The organism is Butyrivibrio sp. TB, assembly GCF_900110805.1.
Classification (GTDB): domain Bacteria; phylum Bacillota; class Clostridia; order Lachnospirales; family Lachnospiraceae; genus Butyrivibrio; species Butyrivibrio fibrisolvens_C.
Map to the genome: position 1 here is coordinate 60353 of NZ_FOER01000020.1, position 12382 is coordinate 72734.

Sequence of the window (12382 nt, forward strand, 5' to 3'; positions counted from 1 at the left end):
TCTAAATCCCCCGTGCATGCCGGTCATGGATTTACTTGTTCGCAGGGGCCAAGTGATGGATGATCCATGAGTTCCAGTTCTATTTGAGCTTTTCCTTCAGTTTCAAATACCACTATTTCGTTTTTTCCCTTCCTGATAAGAGGCCCCGGCAGATACAGAGCCTTCTGAGGTCCCACTTCCCAGAACCTTCCAAGATTGAATCCGTTGATGAACACGCATCCCTTGCCAAAGCCTTCCATATTTATGAAGGTATCGCAGCATTCATCTGCTTCAAATGTATATCTGCAAAAAGAGGGGCCTGTTCCTTTTTCTTCTTTATTTTCTTTTTCTATATCTGCGCCGTTCCCAAATTTGGTCTCGTTAACATCTCCAAAGATAAGTTTGTCGATGTTATCAAGAGGCAGTGTATAGATATCGTAGCCGTAGTGCTGACGAGTGTTTATGAGTACAGGGCCGTCGATTCCTTTGCGCTGTTTCTGCATATATGGTCCGAAATTGACTCTTCCCATATTCTCTACGAGTATGTCAAGATCCTTGTCAAGAGTCTCTACATGCGGCTCTATCTTCTTTGCTTCAAGGAGCTCTCTGTCATACATGGTCGCAATATTCTCATGATCGACATACACTTTTGCTCTGTCATTGGCATCCATAAGTCTTATCTCGCCCATCTTCGGGATCTCGTCAAGATGGGTATGATAGAGGATAAAGCCGTAGCTTTGGCCTAATTTTTCCATAGAAACAGGATATACACTCTCATGCCTGTCTGCGATATTATCAAGGCTGTCCCAAAGAGATACGTATCCGTCTGCTTTGATCTTGCCATAAGCTTTTCTTTTTACAGGCTTTGGAACTTCTACCTCGGGAAGTCCATACCTTTTTGATATTTCTTTTTGAAAAGCTATATACTTATCGGTTATCTGTCCGTCCTCTGTAAGAACTGCGTCGTAGTCATAGCTTGTAACGTCCGGAGTCAGCTTGTCATAATAGTTGGATCCGTTCATGAATCCAAAATTAGTACCGCCATGGAACATGTAGATATTTACATTACCATTATCAAGCATATATGCAAAGTCTTCGACATTCTGCTCTACGCTTGTTGTATGATGGAAGCCTGATCCCCAGTCATCGAACCATCCAAGCCAGAATTCCATGCATGACAATGGGCCATCTACATATTTTTTCATAAAATCAAAACGCTCTTTGGCATGGGAGCCAAAATTGCCGGTCTGGAGTACTCCAGGGATCTTGCCGCCTCTAAATGCATCATCATAGGGACCATCTGATGTAAAAAGAGGTACTTCTATACCATAGCTTCTGATAAGGTCATAGAGCCACTTCATGTATTCATGATCATCGCCATAGTATCCGTACTCGTTCTCAATCTGCATCATGATCACAGGCCCGCCGTTATCATATGTGTACTTCTTGATGTAAGGCATGAGTGTGTCATAATATCTTTTGACATGATCAAGGTATGGTTTGTATGTGCAGCGAAGCTTCATGCCATCTTCTTTTAAAAGCCATGCAGGGAAGCCTCCAAACTCCCATTCGCCGCAGGTGTAGGGCGATGGGCGTAAGATGACATATAGCCCTATGCTCTTTGCAAGTTCTATGAACTTACCAAGATCCAGCATCCCGTCAAAGACAAATTCGCCTTCCTTTGGTTCATGCATGTTCCACGGAATATAAGTTTCTACTGTATTACATCCCATTGCGCGCAGCTTAAGCAGCCTGTCTTCCCAGTACTGGGGCACTACTCTGAAATAGTGTATTGCGCCTGATATAAGATGGAATTCTTCTCCGTCTAGATAAAATCTGTCTTTGATCTCTATTCCGCTCATGTTTGTATGACCTCTTTTATAAAATATGATATCTGCTTATCTTAAATCTCAATCTGCTTTTCAAATAACTTCCCACTTGGACGGGCCGGCATCCCCAAAGTCTTTGCAGGGGCAGGCAGTATATAAATCATTTCCATTTTTGACTAAAAATATAAAAGCATGTCTTCATTGATAATATCTTTAATATCTTTAATATTTTTATATCTTTAATATTTTTATATCTTTAATATTTTTATATCTTTAATAGTTTTTATATCTTTAATATCATAAGAATCTTTTTTCTAAAAAGTAATAATAGCTTCAAAGCCGCATATTAAAGAAAAGCATCACATGCTCTTATATTTTTGTTCAAAATCAGGGACGTACCCGAAGATACGTCCCCAAGGATTTTAAGAAATTCTATTCATTTGGTATATGTACGACTGAAATGTCTGTACGACTTATATAGACCCTCTGAATATTTGTAAAGTTGATCTTACGTATAACTGATTACTTACAACGCTGATCACTTACAACGCTTATTATTTGTAAAGTGCGTCGATCTGCTTCTGAAGTTCTGCAGTTACATCATCGATACCTGCATCTTTGAGCTTCTGCTGGTACTCAGCTACGATCTCTTCAGCTGTTCCTGAATACTTACCATATGCGATCTGCTTCATGTAGTTAGTGTGGATCTCGTTGATCTGGTCGATCTGAGTTGAGATAGAGTCTACGTTAGGAATGAACTGACCATAAGGATACTCGATCTTGATTCCGTCATACTCTTTGTAAAGAGCATCGATAGCGTCCCAGTTCATTGTTGCATCTCTGATCTCAAGATCATCGTTTCTGCCCCACCAGTAGTTAGTTACGATAGCATCAGCATCTGCTACTGTCTCTCTAAGACCATCAGCATTTACATTGTACTGAACGCCTTCAATACCATAGTTGAAGAGCTTGTAGCAATCTGGATCATTTCTGATGAGGTCATAAACCATGAGTGCTCTTTCAGGGTTCTTGGAAGCAGCTGATACAGCCATAGCACCGTGTGTGATTGAAAGAGCTGTTACGTTAGATGTCTCTTCACCAAAGTAGAAGAATCCAACTTCTGCATCTTCGTCATCAGCAAAGATTGTGTTGTTTGTGTGTCCAGGTGAGCAAAGGTCTGTCCATGTCTGTGTGTGATGCTGCTCAGCAGCTGTCTTACCTACACGGAAGTCTTCTCTGTTATCAGATGATGTGTTGTTAAGAACGTCTGTCTTCCAAACACCGATCTCATCCCATTCTTTCATGAGCTTAGCAAACTCAACAAGTGAATCTGTGTCTGTTACATATGGGCTGTATACTGTGTAAAGGTCATCCTTTGTACCACCCCACATAGCGCCTGAGTTGATACCATCGATTGAAACATAGTTAGAATGTGATGAAATCCATCCACCAACCATTGTAGCGTACTGTGTACCGTCAGAATCCCAAGGCTGTACATCAGGATAAGCTTCTTTTACATACTTGAAATATGTTGTCAGGTCTTCCCAGCTCTTAACGCCGTCTGCAAGTCCAGCTTCCTTAGCCCAGTCAAGACGATATGAGAATCCGTGGTTAGTCCACTGTGCATAGTTGTCTTCAGGGATGAGGTAGATGTTGCCATCATATTTGCAGTACTCCCAGTCCTCAGCAGGAACTGATGCGTATGTCTGAGGTGCATATGTCTTGAGCATGTCCTCGTCGAGTTCAAGGAAAGCACCGTTCTTAGCGTTTGGCCATGCATCAAGCCAGTCAGTAGCTGTACCTACAAGGTCAACTGTTCCGTCCATCTGAGCAAGTGTCAGGTTGTAAACTGAAAGGTAATCTGTCCAGTCGATGTAGTAGATCTGAAGCTCTGCATTAACCTTCTCTGTAAGGATCTTATTAAGCTCTGCAAGCATATCGTCTGTAGCGCTGTTCTCTGGCTTACCACCTGTTGTCATGTAGGTGATAACTACGTGCTCTGATGTATCGACAGCTTCTGCACTATCAGATCCGCTTGTATCCCCTGAGCCATTTCCACCATTGCCGCAAGCTGCAAGTCCTGCTACCATAGTGAGTGAAAGAAGTGAAGCAAGCAATTTCTTTTTCATTAAATATCCTCCTATAGAATATATATTTGTTACTGCGTTATTGCAGTTAACTTTCCCCTAAAAATATAGTTTTTATAATGTGCCTTAGCCCTTAACCGCACCAACTGTGATACCGCCGATGAAGTATCTCTGTACGAAAGGATACAGAAGTACGATAGGTCCTGTAGCTACAACTGCTGTTGCCATCTTGAGCGAGTTGGTAGGAAGGTCTGTTACAGTTACGAACTGAGCTGCAACTGAGTTCTTCAGTGAGTTAGCCTCATTTACTACCTTGTAGAGCATGTACTGAAGTGGATATGCATCTACCTTTGAACTTAAAAACAGTGATGACTGATACCACTCATTCCAGTAACCAAGTGCAAGGAAAAGACCTATAGTTGCAAGTGCAGGCTTGAGCATCGGAAGGATAAGAGATGTAAATATCTTCATATCTCCTGCTCCATCGATCTTACCTGACTCTGTTATTTCAAAAGGTATAGACTTAACAAAGTTCTTCATCAGGATGATGAGCCATGGCGACATAAGAAGCGGAAGGAGTACTGCGAAGTAGCTGTCCTTAAGGTGATATGTCTGTGTCATAAGAAGGTAATATGGTGCAAGTCCTGCCTGGAAGAGACTTGTGAAGTAGATGAAGAATGAGATTACATTTCTAAGCACAAAGTCTTTTCTCTGAAGAGCATATCCTGTCATTGATATGATGATAAGTCCTGCGCCTGTTCCAATACCTGTCATTAATATTGTAAGAAGGTATGATTTCCAGATCGCGCCTCCTTTAAGTACCATGTCGTAAGCTTCTGTGGTGAAGTCTCTTGGGAAGAGCTGAACTCCGGCTGATCTTATTACAGCTTCTGATGTAAATGATGTTCCGATGATAAGAAGGAAAGGGAATATGCAGGCGAGTGCATACAGTGTTACGAACACATATCCAATTCCTCGTATAACGTAATCCGATGTTCCAAGCTTAACTCTGGCGCTTGAATCATATGTATCATAATCGATTTTTTTATCTTTCTTAGCCATTTATATCCTCCGTACCGTGTGCGGTAACTGTTATTGAAAAAGTGGTAAATTGTCTGTTTGTTTTCTTTTATCAATCAGAACAGTGAGTAGTCCGGATCGATCTTCTTAACTATGAAGTTAACGAACATAACCATGAAGAATCCTATAAGTGACTGATAAAGTCCTACTGCTGAAGCTGTTGAGAAGTTGAAGTCAGTCATTGTAGCACGATATACATATGTTTCAATGATATCGGTTGTAGGATACAGGAGTGAGTTGGTTCCGATTATGTTGTAGAACAAACCGAAGTTACCTTTTACAATACCGCCGATAGCGAACAGGAGGAGTATTACTACTGTCTGGCGAAGTCCGGGAAGAATGATATATCTGATCTTCTGCCATGCGTTGGCTCCGTCTACTCTTGCTGCCTCGATTATCTCTGCATCTATTCCCATGATGGAGGCAAAATATACTACTGAGTTATAACCGGTTGACTGCCACAGGTGAATCACAACCAAAAGGACAGGCCATACAGTCGGATCTGAGTATGGACTAAAGAGCTTCTCTTCAGGAGTTCCTAAAGCCTTGAGAATACTGTTAACAAAACCTGTGTCATAGTTCAGAAGGTTGTATACCAAAAGTCCGATGAGAACCTGTGAGATGAAATATGGCAGGAACATCATTGTCTGTGAGACTTTTTTGAACCATTTATTCTGGATTTCGTTTAGAAGTACAGCTACGAATACTGCGAAGAAGTTACCAAGTAAAATAAATGCAATGTTGTATAGAATGGTGTTTCTGGTCAGCATTCCGAGTTTACCTGATGTAGCGAGGAACTCAAAATTCTTAAGACCTATGAAGTTACTTCCGAATATACCTTTACGATAGTTGTATTTGACGAATGCAACATAGATACCGGGCATTGGTGCATAACTGAATGCGATGAAGAATATAATAGCTGGAATGCACATAAGAACCAGCGTACGATTTCTCCAAAGCTTCTGACCAAATGTCAGAGATGATTTACGAGTTATGATCTTCTCGCCCGTTTCATTTTTCTTTCCCATACTTTCCTCTCCCACTGTTGATACAAGTAAATATTGTTTTTGAAATCGGTTTCGCAACCAAGAAATAAAAAAGGAAGTTTCTGATCTAAAACACATAAATTGTATGTACTGATAGTTGACTTCCGTTATTTTTACTGTATTTCTTGCCCTTGATCACATCAGACTTATTATTCTTTTGTGATATTTGACATATAATTTACTTTGAAACCCATTTCATAATGTCATATTACCTAATACTCGTAATATTGTCAATAGTATTTTCGAAATATATACCAATAAAATACAAGGGTGAAAAGAGGATATCTTCCAATCACCTCTAAAAATCCTGCATTACAGGCTTCTTTACCGCTTTCTATCGGTCATGAATCAATGATATTTTTCGACAAATGGTCATAAAAAAACTCCCAAAAGAAACCATTTCTAGCATCTTTTGGGAGATCTTTCCAGTGATACCAATTTAAGCCATTAGCCACACGCTTTGCTCGCGACATTAAGTTAAGTTATAGTAATCGACTTATCTTAAGCGCATCTTGTAGTTTTTCTCTACTTCACGCTGCTGGTCGCGCTTAGCATCAGACTCTCTCTTATCATAGAGCTTCTTGCCTCGACCAAGACCTATCTCTACTTTGACGCGGCCTTTCTTAAAATATACCTGAAGAGGAACTATAGTATATCCCTTGATCTTGACCTGCTGTTCCAGCTTCATGATCTCGTTCTTGTGAAGGAGAAGTCTTCTTACACGAAGCGGATCTTTGTTGAATATATTGCCTTTCTCATAAGGACTTACATTCATTCCGCACAGATCAGCCTGACCGTCCTTGATCACTACGAAGGACTCTCCAAGACTGCATCTGCCCATACGTATAGACTTAACCTCTGTTCCTACAAGTTCTATTCCTGCTTCATATTTGTCTTCGATAAAATATTCGTGGTACGCTTTCTTGTTATTACATACCAGCTTTATCTTCTCTTCTGCCATTTTGTGTCTCCAATCTCGGGTTATTGTACAAATAATACTATGTTTTACTTCAGTTTTTCTATATTTCTACAGTTTTTCTATATTCCTACAGTTTTTTCTTCATACCTGCAGTTTTTCAGCGCTTTTTTAGCTTTTTTATTAGAGCCTTTATTCAGAGCTTTTTATGACTATTATGACATATTTTTGTCAACGCTTTTTCTTCTGGTTGCTGCGGGCAGCTTTGGATGTAGCTGACTTTTTATACTTATGTACCTTGTACTTCTTATGCCCTTTTTCTTTAGGTCCGTTTTCTTTATTCTTTACGCCTTTGCGCTTCTTTTCCCTTGGGCTTCCTGTTCTGCCATCAGGCTCAAGTCCTTCTATCATGCGCTTTTTGCGAAGGTGTTCGCGTAGCTCAAGAGCTGTCATCAGATTATCGTCTTCGCCGTCTTCAAGGTCTATATCATCAAGATCTGTATGCTTTCTGCTTCTATAGTGATCTTCTATCTCTTCGAATTCATCACTTATCTCATCGAGATTTCTTTTCTTTTTCTTCCTGGTACTTTTGATATTAGACCCATCCTTAGAGGCTTCAGCTTTTGAATGCTCTTTATCTTTCAAGGCGTCCTGTTCACTTTTCCTTGCTGCCTCTTCTTCCATAAGTTTAAGCACATAGTGCTTCTTGGCAGGCTTAAGCTCGATATCATCAGGATCTGTATCTTCATCCACTATCCTGAAGTCAACAGTCTTTTCAAGTCTGTCAGCGCCTACTACCTTGATTTTAACTTTCTGTCCGAGTCTGTACTCTTTGCCAAAATCCGTTCCTGTAAGAGTGAAGTTCTGCTCATCGAATACGTAGTAATCATCTGTAAGCTCGGCAAGTCGTATCATTCCTTCGCAGGTATTATCAAGCTCTACGAACATGCCCCATGCAGTTACGCCGGATACTACACCTTCGTATACTTCGCCGATATGCTGCTCCATATACTGAGCTTTCTTGAGCTTATCAGTGTCGCGCTCAGCATCATCTGCGCGTCTTTCAGTATCAGAGCAGTGCTTGGCAACATCCGGAAGTATTTCCGCATAATGCGCAAGCTTCTTTTCATCAAGCCTGCCTCTTATGGAGTCCTTTATGATCCTATGGATCTGAAGATCAGGATAACGTCTGATAGGTGATGTGAAGTGACAGTAATACTGAAGTGCCAGTCCAAAATGGCCGACACATTCCGTTGTATACTTGGCCTGCATCATGCTTCGAAGTGCTACCCTGCTGATTATGGACTCTTCTCTGCTTCCCTCTATCTTGGTCAGGAGCTTTTGGATCTCCATAGGTCTTATCTCATCCTGGCGGATGTTAAGGTGATAACCAAAGCCTCTTATAAAGTTTGTAAGTGTATCTATCTTGGCTTCTGACGGCTGTTCATGCGTTCTGTATACAAATGGTACAGACATCCAGTAGAAATGCTGGGCTACAGTTTCGTTAGCTGCAAGCATGAAGTCCTCAATCAGCTCGTTTGCAGGCCCTCTTTCTTCTTTCTCGATACTTACAGGATTCCCTTCGCTATCAAGCTTTATTTTAGCTTCTACAGAATCAAACTCTATAGCGCCTCGATCGGATCTGCGCTTTTTGAGGATCTTGGCAAGTTCATACATCTGCTCGAACATAGGGACCAGAGCTGCATACTTCTCTTTTTCCTCTTCATCATTGTCAACTATGATCTTGCCAACACTTGTATAGGTCATCCTCTCATCAACGTTGATAACTGACTCTACGATCTCATGATCTACAATCTCGCCTTTACTGTTGATCTTCATAAGACAGCTCATTGCAAGCCTGTCCTCTCCATGATTAAGAGAGCATATACCATTTGAAAGCTTATGCGGAAGCATGGGTATTACACGATCTACAAGATATACACTGGTACCGCGCTTAAGAGCTTCTCTGTCAAGTGCTGAGCCTTCCTGAACATAATTGGCAACATCAGCGATATGAACTCCAAGGTGATAGAAGCCTTCCTCATCAACGGACACGCTTACAGCATCGTCAAGGTCCTTGCTCTCTTCACCGTCTATCGTCACCATCTGCACATCTCGAAGATCTCTTCTTCCAAGCATATCCGCTTCACTGACTTCATCAGCTGTACGCATCGCCTGGTTCATTACTCTTTCAGGGAACTCACTTGGAATCTCATATCCTTTGACTATAGCCAAGATATCAACTCCGGGATCATTGATATTACCTATGATCTCTTTGACTTTGCCTTCAGGATTCTTGCCGGATACACTGTCACCATAATCTGTGATCTCTACTACGACTTTATCTCCTGATACCGCGCCCTTACTGCGTTCCTTGGGTACGAAGATGTCATTGGGTATCTTATTATTATCTGCTCTGACAAAACCAAATGTCTTAGAGCTTTCATAAGTTCCGACAACTTCAGTCATACCACGCATAACAATTCTTATGATACGACCCTCTTCTCGTCTTCCTGCCTGAGAAGGCTTAAGTTCTACTGCGACCGTATCTCCAAGAAATGCATTGCCTGTATCACCTTCAGGGATATATATATCCTCATCTCTTCCCTCAACAGTAACAAATCCAAATCCTCTGCTGTTACTGGTGAACACGCCGATGATACCTGCATCAGACTTAAGGTACCTTCCTCTGCTGTTTCTTATTATCTGGCCTTCCTTGATCAGATCCTCAAGTATCTGCGCAAGTTCATTCCTGTCTTCCTTTTCAACCTGCAGGAAGACTGCCAGCTCTTTCTCCTTCATTGGAGAATATCTGTCATCATGAATAAACGCATTGACCATAGCCTTACGATCCTGCGCTATCATGAATGTTTCCTGTTCATTTTTCTTTTTTCTTTTTGCCATATATCCTTTTCCTTATGTCTTTACTGCCTTGCATCATAAGCAGAAAGATTCTCAACAAATACTACATCTAAGGAGATCACACTTCTTTATTGATTACTTCTTTATGGGTTACTTCTTTATAGGATTACTTCTCTATACACTACTTTTAACCAAGCATATAAATGCACTACCATTTATACACTTATCCTCTTACAACATTATATACATTTTTGAATCAAAGATTCAAAAATGCAGTAAATAGGCCAATTGAGAATGCCTTCGGCATTGGGCCTATTTACCAACAGATTCATTGAATCACGAAACACGCAGTAAATGCGCGTTTCTGTAATTTACGTTCAAGAAGTCATCCTTTTATCTTGTAAAAAGAAAAAAGCGACACCCTATAAATAGAGTGCCGCGTAATATCTCAACTAAATCAGTCTACGATTCCTGTATTAAGGAATATAGAAAGTGCGAAGAAAAGAACTGTAAGAACGATTGTAGCTGTTCTAAGTCTTCCTTCTTTAGAACGTCCCTTATTCTTAGCCCAATATGTATCAGAGCTGGACTGACCTGTAAGAGCTCCAAGACTCTGTGCCTTACCCTGCTGGGAAATGATGATTCCAACAAGAGCTACACAAACACCCAAATATATAACATTTACAAGAAGTTTAACTACAAATGCCATTGTAAAATGACCTCCCGAATTATTCTGTTTAGCAATTCAAACTGTATCTGTCGTATCGAACAGACCTTGATTAGAATAACATACCTACGAACTTTTTTCAACTATAACTTTCGCACGATCAGGGCTCCCGGTTTATCTTCCAGAATCATAATCCCATAGTCTTTTCAAGCTGCTTGACTACGTTCCTTAGACAGCCGTCTTCAAATGGATTGTTAAGTCCTACCCGTGTGATCATGCTGTCAAAGAAGTCTGAAGCAGAAAGCTTGCAAAGCTCTAAGTAGCTATTCCATGCTGCCTTATAATCTTTGTCCATCCATACTTTGTACTGAAGAGCATCTGTTCCGGCGATGCAATAATCAATGTAGTACAGAGGGCAATCATAGATATGGTGCTTGTTCTGCCAGAAAGCACCGCCTTCATAATAATCATTGCCGCTATAATCAAGGTGAGGCTTGTACTGACGTTCAAGATCACACCATACTCCGTTTCTATCCTTTGGAGAAAGTCCCGGATTCTCATATGCTATATGCTGGAACTCATCTACCATAGTGCCATAAGGGATGAAAATACAGGAGTCTTCAAAGTGCATGTCAGAATAGTCTTTAGCACGATCACCGAAGAAGAGCTTCATCCATGGATCTGTAAAGAACTCCATAGCCATGGAGTGAGTCTCTGCTGTCTCCATAGTGATATCCTGATGTTCTCTTATAAGCTCATTCCTTACAACAAATCCCTGGAAGGCATGTCCACATTCATGTGTGATCACATCAGCATCAGATGATGATCCATTGAAGTTAGCGAAGATAAATGGAGACTTATAATCAGGAAGATATGTCATGTATCCACCTGTCTTCTTAGTCTTTCTTCCAAGTACGTCAAAAAGTTCATTATCACACATGAAGTTCATGAACTCAGCTGTTTCTGGTGAGAGTTCATTGTACATCTTGCGGCCTGCCTCAAGGATCTGCTCGGGTGTTCCTATTGGTGCAGGATTACCATTAGCAAAATATACTCCTTCATCTTCAAAATGAAGCTTGGAAAGTCCAAGTCTCTTTCTTCTTACTTCGTGAAGCTTTTCTGCAAAAGGAACGAAGTCCTTCTTAACCTGCTCTCTGAAAGCCTTAAGATCAGCAGGGCCATAGTTATTGCGCTGCATACGTGCATAGCCAAGAGGAAGGTAGTTCTTGTGTCCCATCTCCTCTCCCTGCTTGGTTCTGTTCTTTACAAGCTTATCATACAGATCATCAAGTGCTTCGGCATTATCTTCATAGAATGCAGAATATTTCTTCCATGCTTCTTTCCTTACTTCAGGATCAGGACTGTTAAGATAAGGATTCATAAGTGAGAGGTTAAGTGTCTCGCCATTCCAGTCAATCTTAGCAGTCGCAAGGAGCTTGTTATATTCATCCTGAAGCTTGTTTTCTTCCTGCATAAGAGGAAGGATCTTCTCTGCTACAGAATTCTCTGCAAGCTCCATATTCTTGAATGCAACCTTGCCGATCTTCTCTTCAAGATAAGGTCTGAACTTAGAATGAAGGAGCTTCTTTTTGTACTCAACATCTATATTGGCAATTATAGGATTAACTTCATTGAAGAAGTCACTCTCTTTTTCATAGAACTCGTCTGTCATATCAACATCATGTCTGATCTCAGCTATAACTGACTGTGTCATGATATGGTCGCTAAGCTCATAATATTTCTGATGGATCTCCCACTGCTCTTCGCCGCTGGTTGCTTCTTCCATCTTCTTTGTAAGCTCGGCATATTCTTTTTTGACCTCATCAATATCAGGTCTTGTATACTGCATTTCACTAAATTTCATAATTAACCTCATGTCGCGAGCAAAGCGAGTGACTAATGGTTCAAATTGATGG

The 12382-nt window shown here is 40.8% G+C and carries 8 protein-coding genes; all 8 read right to left on the minus strand.

What is annotated here, in order from left to right; all coding sequences use genetic code 11:
- Positions 1–23: 23 nt before the first annotated feature.
- Positions 24–1841 (minus strand): glycoside hydrolase family 35 protein, encoded by a 1818-nt coding sequence (locus tag BMX21_RS13470; protein ID WP_092045239.1) that lies wholly within the window; start codon positions 1839–1841, stop codon positions 24–26.
- 521 nt (positions 1842–2362) lie between these two features.
- Positions 2363–3937 (minus strand): DUF3502 domain-containing protein, encoded by a 1575-nt coding sequence (locus tag BMX21_RS13475; protein WP_092045241.1) that lies wholly within the window; start codon positions 3935–3937, stop codon positions 2363–2365.
- Positions 3938–4021: 84 nt separating this feature from the next.
- Positions 4022–4957 (minus strand): carbohydrate ABC transporter permease, encoded by a 936-nt coding sequence (locus BMX21_RS13480; RefSeq protein WP_022753411.1) that lies wholly within the window; start codon positions 4955–4957, stop codon positions 4022–4024.
- A gap of 74 nt (positions 4958–5031) precedes the next feature.
- Positions 5032–6003, minus strand: coding sequence for an ABC transporter permease (locus tag BMX21_RS13485; RefSeq protein WP_022759503.1), 972 nt, complete (start codon positions 6001–6003; stop codon positions 5032–5034).
- 514 nt (positions 6004–6517) lie between these two features.
- The gene (gene smpB, locus BMX21_RS13490; protein ID WP_022759504.1) at positions 6518–6982 is read right to left on the minus strand and encodes an SsrA-binding protein SmpB; all 465 of its coding nucleotides are present in this window, start codon (positions 6980–6982) and stop codon (positions 6518–6520) included.
- 186 nt (positions 6983–7168) lie between these two features.
- Positions 7169–9841: a ribonuclease R gene (gene rnr / locus BMX21_RS13495; protein ID WP_092045243.1), complete on the minus strand. Its 2673-nt coding sequence runs from the start codon at positions 9839–9841 to the stop codon at positions 7169–7171.
- A 415-nt stretch (positions 9842–10256) separates the two neighbouring features.
- Positions 10257–10508 (minus strand): preprotein translocase subunit SecG, encoded by a 252-nt coding sequence (gene secG, locus BMX21_RS13500; RefSeq protein ID WP_022753407.1) that lies wholly within the window; start codon positions 10506–10508, stop codon positions 10257–10259.
- Between the two features lie 145 nt (positions 10509–10653).
- Positions 10654–12330 (minus strand): M3 family oligoendopeptidase, encoded by a 1677-nt coding sequence (locus BMX21_RS13505; protein WP_092045245.1) that lies wholly within the window; start codon positions 12328–12330, stop codon positions 10654–10656.
- Between the last annotated feature and the right edge of the window lie 52 nt (positions 12331–12382).

Excerpts from the sequence above, each read along its gene's own strand:
- BMX21_RS13470 (WP_092045239.1), bottom strand. The coding sequence starts at position 1,841 with ATGAGCGGAATAGAGATCAAAGACAGATTTTATCTAGACGGAGAAGAA.
- BMX21_RS13475 (WP_092045241.1), bottom strand. The coding sequence starts at position 3,937 with ATGAAAAAGAAATTGCTTGCTTCACTTCTTTCACTCACTATGGTAGCA.
- BMX21_RS13480 (WP_022753411.1), bottom strand. The coding sequence starts at position 4,957 with ATGGCTAAGAAAGATAAAAAAATCGATTATGATACATATGATTCAAGC.
- BMX21_RS13485 (WP_022759503.1), bottom strand. The coding sequence starts at position 6,003 with ATGGGAAAGAAAAATGAAACGGGCGAGAAGATCATAACTCGTAAATCA.
- smpB (WP_022759504.1), bottom strand. The coding sequence starts at position 6,982 with ATGGCAGAAGAGAAGATAAAGCTGGTATGTAATAACAAGAAAGCGTAC.
- rnr (WP_092045243.1), bottom strand. The coding sequence starts at position 9,841 with ATGGCAAAAAGAAAAAAGAAAAATGAACAGGAAACATTCATGATAGCG.
- secG (WP_022753407.1), bottom strand. The coding sequence starts at position 10,508 with ATGGCATTTGTAGTTAAACTTCTTGTAAATGTTATATATTTGGGTGTT.
- BMX21_RS13505 (WP_092045245.1), bottom strand. The coding sequence starts at position 12,330 with ATGAAATTTAGTGAAATGCAGTATACAAGACCTGATATTGATGAGGTC.